At 76.3% G+C, this 19,362-nt stretch carries 17 protein-coding genes; 6 read left to right on the top strand and 11 right to left on the bottom strand.

Features of this window, described 5'->3' with window-relative positions:
• Positions 1–83 precede the first annotated feature (83 nt).
• The 6 genes from ACZ6EJ_RS20585 to ACZ6EJ_RS20610 form a co-directional block, all read right to left on the bottom strand.
• Positions 84–980 carry an ECF transporter S component gene (locus ACZ6EJ_RS20585; protein WP_469268932.1) on the bottom strand — a complete coding sequence of 299 codons (897 nt, stop codon included), beginning with the start codon at positions 978–980 and terminating at the stop codon, positions 84–86.
• The gene (locus ACZ6EJ_RS20590) at positions 977–2,692 is read right to left on the bottom strand and encodes an ABC transporter ATP-binding protein (protein WP_469268934.1); all 1,716 of its coding nucleotides are present in this window, start codon (positions 2,690–2,692) and stop codon (positions 977–979) included. Before ACZ6EJ_RS20590 ends, ACZ6EJ_RS20585 begins: the two co-directional genes overlap by 4 nt.
• Positions 2,689–3,936 carry an energy-coupling factor transporter transmembrane component T gene (locus ACZ6EJ_RS20595; protein WP_469268935.1) on the bottom strand — a complete coding sequence of 416 codons (1,248 nt, stop codon included), beginning with the start codon at positions 3,934–3,936 and terminating at the stop codon, positions 2,689–2,691. The genes ACZ6EJ_RS20590 and ACZ6EJ_RS20595 overlap by 4 nt, the downstream gene beginning before the upstream one ends.
• A complete protein-coding gene (locus tag ACZ6EJ_RS20600) occupies positions 3,933–4,631 on the bottom strand; it encodes an SCO2322 family protein (RefSeq protein ID WP_469268937.1) in 699 nt (232 codons plus the stop codon). The genes ACZ6EJ_RS20595 and ACZ6EJ_RS20600 overlap by 4 nt, the downstream gene beginning before the upstream one ends.
• Positions 4,628–5,878, bottom strand: a complete 1,251-nt coding sequence (locus tag ACZ6EJ_RS20605; RefSeq protein WP_469268939.1) for a prenyltransferase/squalene oxidase repeat-containing protein — start codon at positions 5,876–5,878, stop codon at positions 4,628–4,630. Before ACZ6EJ_RS20605 ends, ACZ6EJ_RS20600 begins: the two co-directional genes overlap by 4 nt.
• A gap of 336 nt (positions 5,879–6,214) precedes the next feature.
• Positions 6,215–6,844 carry a TetR family transcriptional regulator gene (locus ACZ6EJ_RS20610; RefSeq protein WP_469268940.1) on the bottom strand — a complete coding sequence of 210 codons (630 nt, stop codon included), beginning with the start codon at positions 6,842–6,844 and terminating at the stop codon, positions 6,215–6,217.
• 243 nt (positions 6,845–7,087) lie between these two features.
• On the opposite strand from ACZ6EJ_RS20610, the gene ACZ6EJ_RS20615 reads away from it, so the two are divergent.
• The 3 genes from ACZ6EJ_RS20615 to ACZ6EJ_RS20625 are packed head-to-tail and all read left to right on the top strand — an operon-like array spanning position 7,088 to position 10,246.
• Positions 7,088–8,392, top strand: coding sequence for a glycosyltransferase family 4 protein (locus ACZ6EJ_RS20615; RefSeq protein ID WP_469268941.1), 1,305 nt, complete (start codon positions 7,088–7,090; stop codon positions 8,390–8,392).
• A 52-nt stretch (positions 8,393–8,444) separates the two neighbouring features.
• Positions 8,445–9,176, top strand: a complete 732-nt coding sequence (locus ACZ6EJ_RS20620) for a class I SAM-dependent methyltransferase (RefSeq protein WP_469268943.1) — start codon at positions 8,445–8,447, stop codon at positions 9,174–9,176.
• Entirely contained in the window at positions 9,173–10,246 is a 1,074-nt protein-coding gene (locus tag ACZ6EJ_RS20625) for a prenyltransferase (protein ID WP_469268945.1), read from the top strand. Before ACZ6EJ_RS20620 ends, ACZ6EJ_RS20625 begins: the two co-directional genes overlap by 4 nt.
• Before the next feature lie 49 nt (positions 10,247–10,295).
• Here the strand turns inward: ACZ6EJ_RS20625 and ACZ6EJ_RS20630 are convergent, their stop codons facing one another.
• Positions 10,296–10,589: a hypothetical protein gene (locus ACZ6EJ_RS20630; RefSeq protein WP_469268946.1), complete on the bottom strand. Its 294-nt coding sequence runs from the start codon at positions 10,587–10,589 to the stop codon at positions 10,296–10,298.
• Between the two features lie 126 nt (positions 10,590–10,715).
• Between ACZ6EJ_RS20630 and ACZ6EJ_RS20635 the strand changes: the two genes are divergently transcribed.
• Positions 10,716–11,495: a maleylpyruvate isomerase family mycothiol-dependent enzyme gene (locus tag ACZ6EJ_RS20635; RefSeq protein WP_469268947.1), complete on the top strand. Its 780-nt coding sequence runs from the start codon at positions 10,716–10,718 to the stop codon at positions 11,493–11,495.
• A 120-nt stretch (positions 11,496–11,615) separates the two neighbouring features.
• Here the strand turns inward: ACZ6EJ_RS20635 and ACZ6EJ_RS20640 are convergent, their stop codons facing one another.
• The 3 genes from ACZ6EJ_RS20640 to ACZ6EJ_RS20650 form a co-directional block, all read right to left on the bottom strand.
• Positions 11,616–12,431, bottom strand: a complete 816-nt coding sequence (locus tag ACZ6EJ_RS20640) for a hypothetical protein (protein WP_469268948.1) — start codon at positions 12,429–12,431, stop codon at positions 11,616–11,618.
• A gap of 176 nt (positions 12,432–12,607) precedes the next feature.
• Positions 12,608–13,543: an N-acetylmuramoyl-L-alanine amidase gene (locus tag ACZ6EJ_RS20645; RefSeq protein ID WP_469268950.1), complete on the bottom strand. Its 936-nt coding sequence runs from the start codon at positions 13,541–13,543 to the stop codon at positions 12,608–12,610.
• 82 nt (positions 13,544–13,625) lie between these two features.
• A complete protein-coding gene (locus ACZ6EJ_RS20650; RefSeq protein WP_469268975.1) occupies positions 13,626–14,213 on the bottom strand; it encodes a class I SAM-dependent methyltransferase in 588 nt (195 codons plus the stop codon).
• 195 nt (positions 14,214–14,408) lie between these two features.
• Between ACZ6EJ_RS20650 and ACZ6EJ_RS20655 the strand changes: the two genes are divergently transcribed.
• Positions 14,409–15,872 carry an MFS transporter gene (locus ACZ6EJ_RS20655; protein ID WP_469268952.1) on the top strand — a complete coding sequence of 488 codons (1,464 nt, stop codon included), beginning with the start codon at positions 14,409–14,411 and terminating at the stop codon, positions 15,870–15,872.
• A gap of 424 nt (positions 15,873–16,296) precedes the next feature.
• Here the strand turns inward: ACZ6EJ_RS20655 and ACZ6EJ_RS20660 are convergent, their stop codons facing one another.
• Entirely contained in the window at positions 16,297–17,949 is a 1,653-nt protein-coding gene (locus ACZ6EJ_RS20660) for a hypothetical protein (protein ID WP_469268953.1), read from the bottom strand.
• Positions 17,950–18,160: 211 nt separating this feature from the next.
• Here ACZ6EJ_RS20660 and ACZ6EJ_RS20665 point away from each other — a divergent pair, with 211 nt between their 5' ends.
• Positions 18,161–19,198, top strand: coding sequence for an ABC transporter substrate-binding protein (locus tag ACZ6EJ_RS20665; RefSeq protein WP_469268955.1), 1,038 nt, complete (start codon positions 18,161–18,163; stop codon positions 19,196–19,198).
• The last annotated feature ends 164 nt before the right edge of the window (positions 19,199–19,362 follow it).

The raw sequence follows: 19,362 nt of genomic DNA on the forward strand, positions 1-19,362 counted from the left end.
TCGCGTGCTCCCAGGATCGGCGCACTCCGCCCCGCGCGCCACTCGGGAGCCGGCGCGCCGGGCCGGGAGGGCGCCCGCCCCCGTCACGCCTCGGGCGGCCGGCCCTCCCCGGCGGCGCGGGCGGCGGTCGCGGGCCCGGCGTCGAACGCCGGCCGCGGGTCGAACACGGCGCGGCGGGTGGCCCGGCGCAGGGCCCGCAGCACGGTCGGGCCGATCGCGGCCGTCAGGACCACGGTGAGCACCGCCCGGCCCAGGTCCCAGCCGAGCGAGGTCGCCGCGCAGTAGGCGAGGAAGCGCACCAGGTTCTCGTGCAGCGGGTCGCCCGCGACGAACGAGACGCCCGACCCCAGCCCCGCGATGAGCGTCCAGCCCTGGAGGTTCATCACCGTCCCGTACGCGAACGCCGCGACGCAGCCGTAGCCGGCCAGCAGCGCCACCTCCGCCCGGCCGCGCAGCCGGTCGGGTCCGGGCAGCAGGCCCGCGCCCATCGTGAACCAGCCCATCGCCAGCATCTGGAACGGCATCCACGGCCCCACCCCGCCCGTCAGCAGGGCGGAGGCGAACATGGTCACCGAGCCCAGGACGAAGCCGAAGCCGGGCCCCAGCACCCGGCCGCTCAGCACCATCAGGAAGAACATCGGCTCCAGGCCCGCCGTCCCCGCCCCCAGCGGGCGCAGCGCCGCGCCCACCGCCGCGAGCACGCCGAGCATGGCGACGGCCTTCGCGTCCATGCCGGACTCGGAGATCGTCGCCACCACCACCGCGACCAGCAGCGGCAGCAGCGCCGCGAACAGCCAGGGCGCGTCCTGGGCGTGCGCCAGCCCGGACCCCGCGCCCGCCAGCAGCGGCCACCCGAAGGCGACCACGCCGACCGCCCCGACCAGCACCAGCGCGGCGACCGACTTCGGCCCGAGCCGCACCGGCCGCGCGGCCGGCCCCCGTACGTCCGCGGCGCGGTCCCGTCCCGTACGCGCCCTCACGCGCCCGCCTCCAGCGCGTCGCGCACCTGGGACACGGTCAGCCACTCCTGGGGGGCCAGGACCTTGGCCGTCTGCGGGGCGAACGCGGGGGAGGAGACGACCACGTGCGCGGTCGGGCCGTCCGCGACGACCTCCCCGTCGGCGAGGATCACCACCCGGTGCGCCAGCTCCGCCGCCAGCTCCACGTCGTGGGTCGCCAGGACGATCGCGTGCCCCTCGGCGGCCAGCTCCCGCAGGACGCCGACGAGGCGGGCCTTCGCCGCGTAGTCCAGGCCGCGCGTCGGCTCGTCCAGCAGCAGCAGGGGCGGACGGCCGGTCAGCACGAGCGCGAGGGCCAGGGCGAGGCGCTGGCCCTCGGAGAGGTCCCGCGGGTGGACGTCGTCCCCGACGCCCGGCAGCAGCCGTGACACCAGGGCCCGGCAGCGGCCCTCCGGAGCGCCCGCGTCCCGGTCGGCGGCCGCGCACTCGGCGGCGACCGTGTCCGCGTACAGCAGGTCGCGCGGCTCCTGCGGGACCAGGCCGACGCGGCGCACCATCGTCCGCGGGTCCGTCCGCGCCGGGGCCAGGCCGCCGACGCGCACGGCGCCCGCGGTGGGCTCGACCATGCCGACGAGCGCGCCCAGCAGCGTGGACTTGCCGGCCCCGTTGCGGCCCATCAGGGCCACCGTCTCGCCGGGGGAGACGGTGAGCGTCACCCTGCGCAGCGCCTCGATCCGGCCGCGCCGCACCCCCAGCCCCTCGACGCGGGTGACCGGGTCGTCCGCCGCCGCCGGTCCGTCGCCGCCGGCGCGGCCGAGCAGGCGGGCGAGCCGTCCGGGGCGGGGCGGCCGCCCGGGGGCGACCGGGACCGGAGCCGCCGCACCGCCCGGAGCGGCCGGGACCCGCGGCGGCGGGGCCGACGCCAGGCGGGCCCGCAGCCCGTCCGCCCCGCGCCGGGCGTCCCGCACCGACAGGGGCAGCGGGTCCCAGCCCGCCAGCAGCCCCAGCTCGGCCACCGGCGGGCGGACGGGCGACACCCTCATGACCTCGGCGGGCGGCCCCGTCACGGGGGCGGCGCCCGGCGCGGGCAGCAGCACGACCCGGTCCGCGTACTGCACCACCCGCTCCAGGCGGTGCTCGGCCATCAGCACGGTCGTGCCCAGGTCGTGGACCAGCCGCTGGAGCACCGCCAGGACCTCCTCGGCGGCCGCCGGGTCCAGCGCGGAGGTCGGCTCGTCGAGCACCAGCACCCTCGGGTGCGGGGTCAGCACCGAACCGATCGCCACCCGCTGCCGCTGGCCGCCCGACAGGGACGCGATCGGCCGGTCGCGCAGCTCGGCCAGGCCCAGCAGGTCGAGCGTCTCCTCGACCCGGCGGCGCATCACGTCCGGGGCCAGGCCCAGCGACTCCATGCCGTACGCCAACTCGTCCTCGACCGTGTCGGTGACGAAGTGCGCCGACGGGTCCTGCCCCACCGTCCCGACCAGGTCGGCCAGCTCGCGCGGCTTGTGCGTACGCGTGTCGCGCCCGCCCACCGTGACGCGCCCCGACAGCAGCCCGCCCGTGAAGTGCGGGACGAGCCCGGAGACCGTGCCCAGCAGAGTCGACTTGCCGACCCCGGAGGGGCCGACGAGCAGGACCAGCTCGCCCTCGGGCACCGTGAGGTCGACCCCGGACAGCGTGGGCCGCTCCGCGCCCTCGTACCGCACCGAGACCTGCTCGAACCTGATCACGCCTGCTCCTCGTCGCGCCGCGTCCGCTCACGGGCGCCGCGTGGCTGCTCATCGGCGCGTCGCGCCTCTCCCCGGACCTGCCGGGCCTCTCCTCCGCCGCGCTCCGACCGCTCCCCGGCCCGCCGCGCGGACGGCGGTACGGGGGCGACCAGCGCGGGCAGCAGTCCCACGAGCACCGCGGCGGCGGGCCACAGCGGCAGCACCGGCGCGGTCAGCGGGACCACACCCGGACGCAGCGCCTCCGGGTCCACGGCGGCCGCCCGGATCAGCGCCGCCGCGACCACCGCGCCCGACCCGGCGACCAGCCAGGCCCGCACGCCCCACCGGTCCGGGCGGTATCGGGTGCGCACCGAGCGGCGACCGCCCAGCCGCAGCCCGGCCATCGCCGCGACCAGCCCGGCTGCCAGCAGCGGCAGCCCGTACACCGCCCCCTGCGCGGCCAGCAGCCCGTACGTGCCGGCGCACACCCCGAGCAGCCCGCCCAGGGTGAGGACGTTCGTGGTGCGCCGGACGGCGGCCGGCACCCGCGCCGTACGCCCGTACCCGCGCGCGTCCATCGACGCCGCGAGGGCCACCGACCGCTCCAGCGCCCCCTCCAGCACCGGCAGCCCGATCTGCGCGACGGCCCGCACCCCGCCGGTCGGCCTGCCCCGCAACCGGCGCGCGGTGCGCAGCCGCACCACGTCGGCCACCATGGCCGGCGCGAACGTCATGGCCACGACGACGGCGACCCCGGCCTCGTACAGGGCGCCCGGCAGCGACTTCAGCAGCCGGGCCGGACTGGCCAGCGCGTTCGCCGCGCCGACGCAGATCAGCAGCGCGGCCAGCTTCGTCCCGTCGTACAGGGCGAAGACCATCTGCTCGGCGGTGACCCGGCCGCCGATCCGGACGCCCCGCGCCCAGTCGGGCAGCGGCAGCTCGGGGAGGGTCAGCACGGTGTGCGAGCCGGGGACCGGGGACCCGAGGACGACGGAGAAGACCAGGCGCAGCGCCACGACGAACAGCCCGAGCCTGAGGAACGCCCCGTAGGAGCGCGCCCACGGCGCGTCCGTGCGCCGGGCCGCCACCACATACCCCGCCACGCCGACCAGCAGTCCCAGCAGCAGCGGGTTGGTCGTCCGGGACGCCGCGGCGGCGAGCCCCAGCGCCCACAGCCACCAGGCCCCGGCGGGCAGGGCGTTGCCCCGGTCCGCCTCGGGCGCGCGCAGGGCACGGCGCGGCGGCCGGGCCGGGGAGGCGGTCACCGGCGGCGGCGGGCCCGGAGCAGGGCGGCGACGCCGAGCAGCAGGACGGCGCCGACGCCGACGAGGAGTCCGGCGGACGGACCGCCGTCCCGCGCGGCCCCGTCGTCCCCTCGGGCGGAGGACTTCCCGGAGGCCGGCGCGGACGGCGGCCGGCCGCCGTCGCCGGAGACCTGCTCGCCGCAGCCCGACGCCGGGTAGCCGGAGATCGCGCAGAGCAGGGCGGCGCTGTCGTACCGCAGCGGCTTCGCCACCGAGGCGAGCGCCTCCGCGCTGCTCGCGTCCGGGGCGACCCGCGCGCACGCCGTGCGCGGCGCGGGCGGCTCCTCCCCGTCCGGGGCGTCCGCCGCCGTGCCGGGGTCGATCACCAGGGCGACCCGCTTGGAGCCGTCCCGCGCCGGGGTGCCCGCGCAGATCGCCCCGAAGTCGGGGGCGCGGCGCGGCTGGGCCGCGTCCGCGGAGTCCTCGCTCACGGCGAACCGGAAGCCCTGGACCGCACCGTCGTCCGGGCGCAGGAGCGACGGCCCCTGGGTGGCGTACTCCCAGGTCGTGCCGTTGCCCTGCCAGAACGACCAGTAGCGGTACCCGGCGGCCTCGGCGCTCCCCGCGCCCAGCAGGACGGCCGGGACGGCGACGAGCGCGGCCAGGGCCGCGCCGACCGGCGCGGCGCACCGCCCCCGGACGCCCGCACGCCTCACGGCCGCCGCCTCTTCCGGCGCAGGCTGAGCAGGAAGCCGATGCCCGCGCCGAACGCCAGCCCGATGCCGACCAGCCAGCCCAGGCCGACGCCGCTGTCGTCGTTGCCGGTGCCGCTGGCGGGCTGCGGGCCGGTCGGCGTCGGCGAGGGGACGGCGGTGGCGGCCGGGGCGGGCCCGGTCGCGTTGAGCTGCTTGACCAGGTCCACGCCGCCGAAGTTCCGGGCGTCCGCGCCGGTGGCGTGCGCCGCGAGGATCAACTGCGCGCTCGCGGCCGGACCGGCCTGCCGCGCCCAGTCCTTCGCGTGCTCGGCCAGCCACGCGACCGTCGCCTCGGCCTTGTCCTTGTGCCCGGAGGCGGCGAGCGCGACGACCGCGTCGGCGGTGTTGCCGAAGTCGGGCTGCGGGGCGGCCTCCTCGGCGCCCGGCATCGGGGGCTGCTTCAGGTACGGCGACTCCTTCAGCGTCTTCGCGAGGAAGTACGCGCCGTTCTGCGCGGTCTGCTCCGGGCTGAGGTCGTCGCCCTTCGCGCAGGACGGGTCCTTCACCGCGTTGGAGGTGCCCGACGCGATGCCCTTGCCCATCAGCCCGAGCACCGCGGCCGCCGTGGAGTCCCCGTTGGCGACCAGCTCGCCCTTCTTGCCGGGCTGGTAGGCGAAGGCGCCCCCGTCCTTGACCCCGCACGGGATCGCCAGGGTCTGGAGCGCGGTGTACGGGGTCTTCCCGCCGGCGGTGGTGACCTCCGAGATCGGCACGCCCGTGCGGGCGAGCGCGCCGACCACCAAGGAGGTGGAGTTGGCGTCGCTCGGGCTGCCGGGGTTGTAGCCCCAGCCGCCGTCCTCGTTCTGCACCGACTTCAGCCAGTCGGAGCCGTTGTTCGCCGCGTCGCGGTGCTGGTCCACCTCGACCAGGGCCTGGACGGCGACGGCGGTGGCGTTGGTGTCCATCACCGTCGAGGCGTCGCACGGCTCGGAGGCGTCCCGGTACGAGGGGAACGCGCCGCTCTCGCACTGCTGCCCCACCAGCCAGTCCACGGCCCGGACCGACGGCGTCACGTACTCGATCTTCTGCGCCAGGAAGGCCAGGGACTGCCGCCAGACCCCGTCGTACGTCGGGTCCGTGGTGCCGTAGAGCCCCGGCGGCAGCTCGGCCGACGGGGACGGGCCCGGTGCGGCGACCGCTACGGGTGCGGCCGCGCCCAGGAGCAGGGCGGTGGTCGCGAGCGCGGCTGCGCTGCGGCGTACGGTCATGGCTGGCTGGGCCTCTCCTGCGAGGGCCGGACTCCCCGGGGGCCCGTGGGCACCGGGCTCCGGCCCCGTATGCCTCGACGGTGCCGGCCACCGGGGTTCCGATGGCCCGAGCCGGTCACGCTCCGCCCAGGGCGGTCCGGCTGCCGTCGGACGGACGGTTCACGGCTGGGGCGCGGCTCCGGTCGGGCGCGGCGCTCCCCTGTACGGGCATGATGACGACCTGCCCACTCTACCGGGCCGCACCGCGCGCCCCGGATGGTCGGGCGGGGGCCCCGCCCGAGCCGCGCGCGGCGGACTCCGCCGCGCCCCGGACGGTGCCGGCGGCGGCCTCGGGGTTCAGTCCCGCCCCGGTCCCGCCGGCGGGCCGATGAGGCGGCAGGCCGTCTCGATGTCGGCTCTGACCTGCGCGGTCGAGGCCCGGCCCGACAGCCAGGCGATGAGCGCCGAGTGCCAGGTGTGCGCGATGACGCGGACCGCCGCCGACTGCTCCGGCGTCGGCCGTTCCAGCCCCGTCGCGTCCAGGATGATCGCCGTGGTGAGGCGGGAGGCGGCGTCCACCTCCCGGCTCACCCCGCGGTCGGCGAAGGTGAGGGCGCGGACCATGGCGTCGGCGAGGTGCGGTTCGCGCTGGAGGGCGCGGAAGGCGTGCGTCAGGGTCGCGGCGACCCGCTGGGCGGCGTCCTCCCCGGCCGGGGGGCGCTTGCGCAGGGTGGTCCGCAGGTGCTGGAGCCGGTCCTGCGCGACGGCGACCAGCAGGTGGACTTTGGAGGGGAAGTAGCGGTAGAGGGTGCCGAGCGCGACCTCGGCCGCCTCGGCCACCTCGCGCATCTGCACCGCCTCGAACCCGCCCCGGCCGGCGAGCCGGGCGCCGGCGCGCAGGATGCGGCGGCGACGGGCCTCCTGGCGTTCGGTCAGCGCAGGCGCTGCTGCCGCTGCGGCGTCCGCGGTCACGCTGTCACCGTCCATGGTCCTGGCCCCCGTCCCCGGCATCCGCCACCCGTCCTTCGGGGGTTCCCGGCGTGCGGGCGCCCGCGCGTGCGCCCAGCATGGCAGGGACGCCCGCCGTGGTGCGAATCACCTGATCCGGCCGTCCCGCCGACGCTACCTGCCGGTAGATTCGATGCACGCCGACGATCAAGTCTGAAACTTGTTCTAGATTAGCGCGACCGGTTACGCTCCGGCGAACACGCAGGGAGAAGGGGGCCGAGTGTGACCGCTGAGGCCGTGGAGACGGGCCCCCGCACGGGCGACGGCAGTTCCGCCGACCGGCCGTTGCGCATCGCGCTCCTCACGTACAAGGGCAACCCGTTCTGCGGCGGCCAGGGCGTCTACGTCCGCCACCTCGGGCGGGAGCTGGCCCGGCTGGGCCACAGCGTCGAGGTGATCGGCGCGCAGCCCTACCCGGTGCTCGACGAGGGCGTCCCGCTCACCGAGCTGCCCAGCCTCGACCTCTACCGGCAGCCCGACCCCTTCCGGACCCCCGGCCCGAGCGAGTACCGGGACTGGATCGACCTGGCCGAGGTCGCCACCATGTGGACCGGCGGCTTCCCCGAACCGCTCACCTTCAGCCTGCGCGCCCGCCGCCATCTGCGGGCCCGGCGCGGCGAGTTCGACGTCGTCCACGACAACCAGACCCTCGGCTACGGGCTCCTCGGCGACCTCGGGGCCCCGCTCGTCACGACGATCCACCACCCGATCACCGTGGACCGCAGGCTCGACCTGGCGGCCGCCGCGGGCCGCCGCCGCCGGGCCTCCGTACGCCGGTGGTACGCCTTCACCCGGATGCAGAAGCGGGTCGCCCGCCGACTGGACTCCGTCCTCACCGTCTCCGGCTCCTCCCGTGCCGAGATCGTCGAGGACCTCGGGGTGCGGCCGGACCGCATCAGCGTCGTCCACATCGGCGCCGACACCGACCTGTGGTCGCCCGACCCCTCCGTGGCCGAGACGCCCGGCCGCATCGTCACCACCTCCAGCGCCGACGTCCCGCTCAAGGGCCTGGTCCACCTCGTCGACGCGCTCGCCAAGCTCCGCACCGAGAACCCCGCCGCCCACCTCGTCGTCGTCGGCAGGCGCGCCGAGGACGGGCCGGTGGCGCGCGCCATCGAGCGGCACGGGCTCGGCGACGCCGTCGAGTTCGTCAAGGGCATCACCGACGCCGAGCTGGTCGACCTCGTGCGCAGCGCCCAGGTCTCCTGCGTGCCCTCCCTCTACGAGGGGTTCTCGCTGCCCGCCGCCGAGGCGATGGCCACCGGCACCCCGCTGGTCGCCACCACCGGCGGCGCGATCCCCGAGGTCTCCGGCCGCGACGGGGAGACCTGCCTCGCCGTGCCGCCCGGCGACGCGGACGCGCTGGCCGGCGCCCTCGGCCGGCTGCTGGCCGACCCCGAACTGCGCGCCCGGCTCGGCGCGGCGGGCCGGGCGCGGGTGCTGGACCGGTTCACCTGGGCCAGAGCGGCCGCCGGAACGGCCGAGCTGTACCGTCAGGCGATCGCCGCCCGCGGCGCCCGCAGGTGACCGCGACCCCGCTCACCGGAACCCGTACCTCCGACCTCGAAGGCAGGCCCCCGTGCTGACCGTCGACTTCACCCGCTTCCCGCTCGCCGCAGGCGACCGCGTGCTCGACCTGGGCTGCGGCGCCGGACGGCACGCCTTCGAGTGCTACCGGCGCGGAGCACGGGTCGTCGCCCTCGACCGGAACGCCGAGGAGATCCGCGAGGTCGCCACCTGGTTCGCCGCGATGAAGGAGGCGGGGGAGGCGCCCGAGGGCGCGACCGCCACCGCCATGGAGGGCGACGCCCTCAACCTGCCGTTCCCCGACGACTCCTTCGACGTCGTGATCATCTCCGAGGTCATGGAGCACATCCCGGACGACAAGGGCGTCCTCGCCGAGATGGTCCGGGTCCTGCGGCCGGGCGGCCGCATCGCCGTCACCGTCCCGCGCTACGGCCCCGAGAAGGTCTGCTGGACCCTCTCCGACGCCTACCACGAGGTCGAGGGCGGCCACATCCGCATCTACAAGGCCGACCAGCTCCTCGCCCGCATCCGCGAGGCCGGGCTGAAGCCGTACGGCACCCACCACGCCCACGCGCTGCACTCGCCGTACTGGTGGCTGAAGTGCGCCTTCGGCGTCGACAACGACCAGGCCCTGCCGGTGCGGGCCTACCACAAGCTGCTGGTCTGGGACATCATGAAGAAGCCCAGGGCCACCCGGATCGCCGAGCGGCTCCTCAACCCGGTCGTCGGCAAGAGCTTCGTCGCCTACGCCACCAAGCCGCACCTTCCGAAGGCCGAGGCGTGAGCACACCCGAACAGACCGAACACCTCGTCCTGCCCGGAGTCCTGACCGCCGCCGAGGCCGCCGAGACCGTGGCCGCACTCGCCGCCGTGCAGCGCGAGGACGGGGCGCTGCCCTGGTTCCGGGGGCACCACCTCGACCCGTGGGACCACACCGAGGCCGCGATGGCCCTGGACGCCGCGGGCGAGCACGAGGCCGCGGCGCGCGCCTACGCGTGGCTCGCCCGCAACCAGAACGGCGACGGCTCCTGGTACGCCGCCTACCACGACGGCGACCCGGCGCGCCCGACCGACCGCGGCCGGGAGAGCAACTTCTGCGCGTACGTGGCCGTCGGCGTCTGGCACCACTACCTGGCCACCGGCGACGACGCCTTCGTCGACCGCATGTGGCCGACCGTCTACGCGGCGATCGAGTTCGTCCTCGGGCTCCAGCAGCCCGGCGGGCAGATCGGATGGAAGCGGGAGGCCGACGGCACGCCCGTGAACGACGCGCTGCTGACCGGCTCGTCCTCGATCCACCAGGCGCTGCGCTGCGCGCTGGCCATCGCCGAGCGCCGCGAGGAGCCGCAGCCCGACTGGGAGTTGGCGACCGGGGCGCTGGCCCACGCGATCCGCGCCCACCCGGAGCGCTTCCTCGACAAGTCCCGCTACTCGATGGACTGGTACTACCCGGTCCTCGGCGGCGCGGTCACCGGCGCGCAGGCCACCGCCCGCATCCAGGAGGGCTGGGACCGCTTCGTCGTCCCCGGCCTCGGGGTGCGCTGCGTGCTGCCCAACCCCTGGGTGACCGGCGGCGAGAGCTGCGAGTTGGCGATGGCCCTGTGGATGACGGGGGAGTCGGACCGGGCGCTGGAGATCCTCCAGTCCGTCCAGCACCTGCGCGCCGAGGGCGGGTTGTACTGGACGGGGTACGTCTTCGAGGGCGACCGCGCCTTCTGGCCCGAGGAGTTGACCACCTGGACGGCGGGCTCGCTGCTGCTGGCGGTGGCCGCGCTCGGCGGGGACGAGGCGACCACCGCCGTCTTCAGCGGCGAACGGCTGCCGGTCGGCCTGGAGCCGGACTGCTGCCGCTGAACCCGCCCCGGCGGCGCCGCCGGTCACCGGGGCGGCGGCGCCGGTCGGCTCAGGGGCGGCGGAGCCGGCCCGCCACCGCGTGCCCGACGAACAGGTAGACGACGGCCGCCAGACCGTAGCCCGCCACGACCCGCGCCCACGCCTCGTCGAACGTGAACAGGTCGTGGGACCACCCCGCCAGCCAGCGCGCGGCGTCGTGCACCCACTGCACGAAGTCGTTGCCCCGGTTGGCGTCGAGCAGGTACATCAGGATCCAGAGGATGATGACGAAGGCCATGACGTCGGCCACGACGGCGACGATCCGTGCCGCTGAACTGCTTCCTGAGCCGGTTCTGGGAGACATGGACCTCTGGTTGCCGCCTGACGCCGAGTGAAACCCGCCCGACCGCACGGCACGTGGGATCGGGGTGGCGGCGACCGGCGGAAATCCGGCTGAGCGGCGGGGGCCGCGCCGGTTAGGGTGCGCCGCATGACGCTTCTCTCCCACGAACGCTACTGCGACGAGGTCCTCGCCCAGACCGACGCCCTGCGCGCGGTGCTGTCCGGCGCCGACCTCACCGCGACCGTCCCCACCTGCCCCGACTGGACCCTGCGGGAGCTGGCCGTGCACGTCGGCAACGCCCACCGCTGGGTCGGCGAGATCGTCCGCACCCGCGCCGCCGAGGACGTCCCGGCGGAGAAGGCGCCCGGCTTCGGGGGACCCGAGGGCGAGGACCCGGCGGCGCTGGACGCCTGGCTCGCCGAGGGGACGGCCGCCGCCGTCGCCGCGCTCCGGGAGGCCGGGCCCGACGCCGAGGTGTGGACCTGGGGATGGGAGCGGCGCACGGCCTTCTGGGCGCGGCGCATGACGCACGAGACGGTGGTGCACCGGGCGGACGCCGCGCTCGCCGCGCAGGCCCCCTTCACGGTCGCCCCGGACGTGGCCGCGGACACCATCGAGGAGTGGCTGCGCATCGTCTCCTTCGCCCAGGAGCACGGCGACCCGGAGGCGGCCGAACTGCGCGGCGGCGGGCGTACGTTGCACCTCCACGCCACCGACGTGCCCGGAGCGGAGTGGCTGATCGCCTTCGAGGAGGACCGCTTCACCTGGCGGGCGGCGCACGAGCGGGCGACGGTCGCGCTGCGCGGCCCGCTGACCGACCTGATGCTCGTCTTCAACCGCCGGCTGGAGCCCACGAGCGAGCGGGTGGAGGTGCTGGGCGACGCGGCGCTGCTGGACTTCTGGCTGGACCGGTCCTCGTTCGGCTGAGCCCCGACGCGTACGGCGCGCCCGACCGCACCGCGTACGGCGGCGGTCGGGCGAGCGGCGCCGTACGGCGACGGCCCCCCGCCCGGACAGGGCGAGGGGCCGCGGTGCGCGCGTACGGGATCAGCCGCGCTGGATGCCCGTGGTGTCCTGGAGGACGCCGCGCCGGCCGTCCTGCGTCTGGGCGATGAGGCCCGGACCGCGCTGCTCGACCGCGAGATACCAGGTGCCCGGCGCCAGCTCGGCGATCGGGTTCGGCGAACCGTCCTCGCCGTACAGCGGGCGCGCCACCGGCACGGCGAACCAGAACGGGGTGAAGTCGCCCGCCGGAGCGCCGCCGCCCTGCGAGGGCTGCTGGGCCTGCGGCTGCGAGGGGTCGGCCTGACCCGGCTGCGCGCCGTAGGGCTGCGGCTGGCCGGGCTGGGCGCCGTAGGGCTGCTGCGCGGACGGGTAGCCGTACCCCTGGCTCGGCTGCCCGCCGTAGGGGGCCTGCACGCCCTGCGCCGGACGCGGCGCGCCGAGGAGGGGGGCCTTGAGGGCGGGGACCAGCGGACCGGCGACCGTGCCGGCGGCGAGCACGATGGCGGCCAGCAGGCCCAGGATCAGACCGGCGCCGGCGTCGCTGGTGTCGATGACCGTCCAGAACACGGTCCACAGCGCGAACACGGTCAGCGCGGTGCCGAACTGGCCGATGTCGAGACCGGCCACCTTGCGGCCCGGCACGGCGCGGCCGACGACCACCAGCGCCGCGCCGATGACGCCGGCGAGGTAGATGCTCATCAGGAGCGTCAGCGAGTCCCAGGCGTTCGAGCTGAACCGGGAGCAGTCGACGCCCTGCGGGCAGTCGTAACCGGAGAGGTCGAGGAAAGAGGCGATGAACAGCACGACCGCTGCTCCGATCACCACGCCGTCGCCTCGAGTGAGGGAGCGGATATTCACGTGAAGGTCCTTAGTCGGTCGTCTCGTCGGGGCGGTCGTCGCTGCCGCCGGTGCGGCGGGCACGGCACGAAGCTCGGGAGCGGCCCCCCATCGTACGGATGAATCTATCGTCTGCCCCGGCGGGTTGTGTCCCAGCCCGGTCACCGAACGGGTATCCCCCCGACACCATCGCGGAACTACCCCTTCAGGTAACTGGCGACGCCGTCGGACAGGCCCTGGGCCGCCTTCTGCCGCCAACTGGCGCTGGTGAGCAGGGCGGCGTCCTTCGGGTCACGCATGTTGCCGCATTCGATGAACACTTTGGGCACAGTCGACAGATTCAGTCCACCGAGGTCATTGCGCGTGTCCAGTCCGGTATTCCCGCCGACGTAATTGGACGGCGCGCTTCCGGTCGTCCGGACGAAGTGGCCCGCGATCCGCGCCCCGAGGTCCGCCGAACTCTCCACGATCGCCGAGGTGTCGGCCGCGCCGCCCTTCACGGCGGCGGGCAGGATCACATGGAAACCCCGGTTGCCCACGGCCGACCCGTCGGCGTGCACCGACACCACCGCGTCGGCCCGCGCCTCGTTGCCGATCCGGGCCCGCTCGTCGACGCAGGGCCCGAACGGCCGGTCCGCGTCGTGCGTCAACCGGACCCGCGCCCCCTCCGCCTCCAGCAGCGCGCGCAGCCGGTGCGCCACGTCGAGGGTGAACCGGGCCTCCGTGTAGCCGTCGTCGGTGGACGTGCCGGTCGTGTCGCACTCCTTGCGGCCGGTCCCGATGTCGACCTGTTCGTTGATCTCCCGGACGTGCTCGCGGTTGCGCGGATTGTGCCCCGGATCGATCACCACCGTCCGACCGGTCAACGGCCCCGTCGGCAGCGGCTCCCCGGCGGACGGGGAGGCCGGGCCCGGCGCGGACCCGGACGGCTCGGGCTCCGGCGCGCGCGTCGTGGCCGACCCGGCAGAGGAGGACGCGCCGCCCGCGCCCGGCCGGGGCGAGGCGGCGCCGGCCCGGTCCGCCTCCGGTCCGCCGCATCCGGCGGCGGTCAGGCAGAGGAGGGCCGACGCGGCGGCGGCCGCGAGCGGCGGCCGGGCACGGCGGGCGGGGCGAGGGCTGTCGGCGTTCGGCACGCGGCGATGCTATCCGGGCGACTTGGATCCTCGTCGGCGTACGCGGACGAGGAGGCGTGCCGGCACGCGTTCGGCGGCAGGCTCAGATCCCCGGACCGGTGCGCCGCAGGACGCGCAGCGAGTCCGTCGCCGACACCTCGGTGAACGCCCCCGAGGCCAGCGCCCGCAGATGGATCCGGTACGGGGCCTGCCCGCCGTCGGCCGGGTCGGGGAACACGTCGTGGATCACCAGCAGCCCGCCCTCGGCGACATGCGGGGCCCAGCCCTCGTAGTCGCCGGCGGCGTGCTCGTCGGTGTGGCCGCCGTCGACGAAGACGAGGCCGAGCGGCCCGCCCCAGACCGCCGCGACCTGCGGGGAGCGCCCGACGAGGGCGACCACGTGCTCCTCCAGGCCCGCCCGGTGCAGGGTGCGGCGGAACGTCGGCAGGGTGTCCATCAGCCCGACCTCCGGGTCCACCACGCTCGGGTCGTGGTACTCCCAGCCCGGCTGCTGCTCCTCGCTGCCCCGGTGGTGGTCCACGGTGAGCACGCTCACCCCGGCGGCCCGCGCCGCGTCCGCCAGCAGGAGGGTGGAGCGCCCGCAGTACGTGCCCACCTCCAGCAGGGGCAGCCCGAGCGCACCGGCCTCGGCGGCGGCGGCGTACAGGGCCAGGCCCTCGTGGAGGGGCATGAAGCCCTTGGCGGCCTCGAACGCGGCGAGAATCTCCGGCCGGGGACCGGCGGCGGGTTCGGTGACCACGGGGTTCCTCCTGGTGGGGGACGGCGGGGCGGGCGGGGACGGCGACCCATCGTGCCGCACCCGCCCGGCGGGGCGGTCGGCGGGGGCGGGAGAACCCGATGTACGGCCCGCCGGGCGGGTGCGACCATGACCTCCATGCCTGACGTCTCCGCGCCCGCCTCCGCCCGTTCGACCGCCCCCCGAATACCCCCCGACACCTGGGCCGTCGTGCTCGCCGCCTGCACCGGCCAGTTCCTCGTCGTCCTCGACGTGTCCGTCGTCAACGTGGCGCTGCCCTCCATGCGGGCCGACCTGGGGCTGAGCGCCCCGGCGCTCCAGTGGGTCGTCAACGCCTACTCGATCGCCTTCGCCGGGTTCATGCTGCTGGGCGGGCGGGCCGCCGACATCTACGGGCGCAAGCGGATGTTCCTCGTCGGGCTCGGCCTCTTCACCGCCGCCTCGCTCGCGGGCGGCCTCGCCCAGGAGGGGTGGCAGCTCCTCGCCGCCCGCGCCGCCCAGGGCCTCGGGGCCGCCGTGCTGTCCCCCGCCACCCTCACCATCCTCACCGCCGCCGTGCCCGAGGGCCCCGCCCGGACGAAGGCGATCGGCACCTGGATGGCGGTCGGCGCGGGCGGCGGCGCGGCCGGCGGGCTGATCGGCGGCATCCTCACCGACGCCCTCTCCTGGCGCTGGGTCCTCCTGATCAACGTCCCCATCGGCGCGCTCGTCCTGGTCGCCGCCGCCCTGCGCATCACCGAGGGCCGCGCGGGGGACCGGCGCCGCCTCGACCTGCTGGGCGCGGTCCTCGTCACCGCGGGGCTGGCCACCGTCGCGTACGGCATCGTCCAGACCGAGGCCGCGGGCTGGACGGCCGCCGCCACGCTCGTGCCGCTGCTCTCCGGGGCGGCGCTGCTGGCGGTGTTCGTCGCGGTGGAGGCGCGCACGGCGGTGCCGCTGATCCCCCTGCGGGTCTTCACCGTGCGGGCGGTGTCCTCCGCCAACGTGTCGATGCTGCTCATGGGGTCGGCCACGTTCTCCATGTGGTACTTCATGACCGTGTACGCCCAGAACGTCCTGGGCTACACGCCGCTCCAGGCCGGCCTGGCGCTGATGCCGACCTCGGCCGCCGTCATCATCGGCTCGAAACTCGCCCCCCGCCTCATGGCGCGCACCGGCGCCAAGAGCCTCGCCGTCGCCGGGGTGCTGATCACCGCGGCGGGGTTCGGCTGGCAGTCCACCATGGGCGTGCACGGCTCCTACCTCACCGCGATCTGCCTGCCCGGCGTCCTGATGATGGCCGGGGCGGGCCTCGCCTCCACCCCGCTGGCCGCCCTCGCCACCTCGGGCGCGGCCGCCGGGGACGCCGGACTCGTCTCCGGCCTGGTCAACACCTCCCGCACCATGGGCGGGGCGCTCGGCCTCGCGGCGCTCTCGACCGTCGCCGCCGCCCGTACCGCCGGGTCCGCCGAGGCGGCCGACATCACCGCCGGGTACGCGCTGGCGTTCCGCACGGCGAGCGGGGTGCTGCTGGCCGGGGTGCTCGTGATGCTGCTCTGGCTGCCCAACCACCGCCCCGTCCGCCGCCCGGCGAAGGCTCCGGCCGGGGGATAGGAGGGGGCCCGCCCGGCGGGTCCGGCGAGCGGAAGGGCCCGGCCGGGGCTGTACGCCCGGCCGGGCCCTTCCGTTCACGCGCCACCGCCGTGCGGTGACGCGGTCGTGCACGCGCTCGGCGGCTCAGGCGGCCCTGGACTCCTCCTCGACCGGCCGGCGGTGGCGTCCGTGCGGCTGCACCGAGGTGTTCTCCATCGACGCACCCCCTCGGTGCCGTCCTGAGCCGCCGCTTCCTGCTCCCTCGTCCGCCCCCTGCGGGCGCGTCTGGCTTATGTCGGTTCGCGCTTCGGACATGTGGGAAGTCACCCCGTTGTGGTCGCTCGTTCGTGTCGCCCGTACGTGTGTCGCAAGCCCCGCCCTCGTGGTCCGACGCGGTCGCCGTCGGCGTCCGCCCGGAACGTTCACGCGGTTCAGGGGCCAGAGTTTAGCCAGGTGGCTGGTTTCCGCGGAGGGGCGCCTGCCCCAGCGGAACGGGCTTACACCCCACAGGAGGGGCGGCGGCCGCGGACGGTTCCGTTCCGTTCTCCTCGCCGCCCGTCCGACCGGTCGCGGGGACGGGGTCCGGGTCCGGCGGGGCGACCAGCCGGGCCACGCCGCAGGGCGTCGAGCCGTTGGCGTACGGGAGGCGCAGCACGCCCTCCCGGCTCCAGTGGCCCACCCCCGGCGACCAGCCCTCCGGGGCGGCGAACGGGTGCAGCCGGCGACCGGCGGGCCGCCAGAGCCCCACCCACGTGCCCGCCGGGCCGTCGATCCGCAGCGCCACCGCGCAGCTCTCCGGCGTCAGCGTCTGACCGGGCTGCACCGCGAACGGCGTGATCACCGTGTCCGCCCCGGCCGCCGGGTGCAGGCACTCGGGAAACCTGACGGGCAGGCGGCTCCCCCACACGCCCCAGCCGAGCCGGTCCTGGCCCGGCGCGTCGGAGCGGAGCAGCAGCAGCCCGCTGTCGGCGTCGGCGAGCACCAGCCGGTCGTCGCTCTCCGGGGTGATCTGGAGCAGCGGCGTCACCTCGCCGTGCCGCCCCAGGTCCACGGCGACCGCCTTGACCGGACCGCCCCCCGGCGGCCGCCGGTCCAGCGCCAGCATCCGGCCCGCCCGGTCGAGCCAGACGCCGCCCGAGCAGTCGCCGGGGACCAGGGCGACCCGCTCCGGCCCCTGCGCGCCGCCCGCCACCCGCCACAGCGAGGAGACGCGCTCGCCGGCCGCGAGGGCGTACACGCTGCCCCCGTCCGGCGACGGCGGCAGCAGCGTCATCCGGGCGCACGCCACCGAGCCCAGCGGAAGCTCGCCGGTGCCGGGGCCGGTGGGGTAGAGCAGGGAGAACGTCTGCCGGTCCGCGACCCGGCGCCGGATCAACACCCGCCCGTCGGCCAGCGGGACCACCTGGGAGGCGGGGTCCTCGGGGCGGTCGAGGGGGAGGGGCACCGCGTAGGGCTCGGGCCCGTCCAGGGTCCAGCGCTCCGGGTACCAGGCGGTCCCGCCCGACCGGTCGGGCGCCGGGGCGAGCCGGGCCCCGTACGCCCCGTCGGCGGTGAGCGTGAGACCGCCGGTCAGGGGGCCCGGCCGGGGCGCACCGGCCGCGTGCCCCTCGGTCGCGGCGGCCGCGCCGGGGGCGCCCGCGGCGGGATGCGGCGGCGCGGAGGCCGGGCCCGCGGGCGGGGCCGGGGGGCCGCTCACGGCGACCGGCACCCCCCGCCCCAGGGTCATGGACCACGTCTCGGGGCCGCGGGCCGCGCCCGCCGCAGGCCGGCCGCGGCCCGCGCCGGGGGCGTGCGGCCTTCCGACCGGGGGCGGCACGTCCGGGCCGACGCCGGTGGCCGGCCGCCGCGGAGCCGTGCGGGCGGCGGGGGCTTGCGCCCGCTCGGCCGGGGCCGGTGGGCGCGCGGCCGCGACCGGGGCCGGGGCCGGGGCCGGTGGCTGCCGGGCTTCCCGGTGTCCGGGCCTCTCCGGTCCCTCCGCGGGGGCGTCGGCGGGGGCGTGCGCCCCGGCCCGCCCCTCGGGGCCGCCGGGCTCCACCGGTCCGGGGCCCGCCGCTCCGGTGGCCCCGGTGGTCCGCCCCTCGATGGCACAGGCAGTCATGAGTTGGTCACCTCCGGCTACGAAAACTAGTTTTCGTACGTCCAGCCGGACAACGCCACCCGTACCCCTTCACACATAAGGGTGGCGATGCCCGGATTCTCCGGAGGTGGAGGGGTGGGTGTGCTCCCGTACCCAGTTACGTCTAAGGTAAGGCCACCCTTACCGAACGCGCGTGCCCGTGGCACGTATGGCGTGGACAACTGGAGCACACGTGACGTCCCTTCGATCCCGCGGCGCCGCCGCAGTGGCCCTGGCCGTGGCGGCCGCTCTCTCCCTCTCGGCCTGCGGGGGCGGTGACGGCGGTGCGGCCGGCTCCGGCGCGCGCGGCGACAAGAAGGCCGCGGTCGCGGCGGGCGGGAAGGACTTCTCGGACGCGGCGGAGAAGACGGCGGCGTACGGCACCGACGCGAAGGCCGGGGAGTTCCCCCGTACGGTCACCCACGCGATGGGCCGGACCGTGATCAAGGCCGCGCCCAAGCGCGTCGTGGTGCTGGACGTCGGCGAGCTCGACAACGTCGTCTCGCTCGGCCTGAAGCCGGTCGGCTACGCGCCCAGCGAGGGCGACGCGGCCCTCCCGTCGTACCTGGAGAAGGACGCGGGCGAGCCGAAGAGCGTCGGCACGATCAACAGCCTCAACCTCGAAGCGATCGCCGCCCTCCGGCCGGACCTGATCCTCGGCAGCCAGTTGCGGGCCGCGGACAAGTACGACGAGCTGTCCGAGATCGCCCCGACCGTGTTCTCCATCCGTCCGGGCTTCACCTGGAAGGAGAACTACCTCCTCAACGCGGCGGCGCTGGACCGCACCGACCGGGCCGAGTCGGCGCTCGCCGCCTACCGGACGAAGGCGCGGAAGCTCGGCGAGGACATCGGCGCGGACAAGCCGACGGTGTCCATGGTCCGCTACATGCCCGACCGCCTCCGGCTGTACGCCAAGGCGTCGTTCATCGGCACCATCCTGGAGGACGTCGGCCTGCCCCGGCCGAAGAACCAGCAGATCGACGACCTCGCCGCCGAGATCAGCCCGGAGAGGATCGACGAGGCCGACGCCGACTGGATCTTCACCGGCGTCTACGGCGACCCGAAGGCCACCCAGCGCGACACCGCCCGGTCCAACCCGCTGTGGAAGAACCTGAAGGCCGTCAAGGAGGGCCGGGCCAAGGACGTCTCCGACGAGACCTGGTACCTGGGCCTCGGCGTCACCTCGGCCGGCCTCGTCCTGGACGACCTGCGCGCGGCCCTGGTGAAGTGACGGCCCGAACCCGCAGCTGATCCGCGCCCGGCGGAGGCCCGCATCCGGCGACGGACCGGCCCCGCCCGCCGGGGCGGGAGCGCCGCGTCGTCACCTGGCCGGGCCCGCCCCCGTCACGGAGCGGATCGGGCCGGTCGCGCACCGAACCGGCCCGGCGGCGTCGC

This window comes from Streptomyces sp. NPDC041970 (assembly GCF_055588985.1).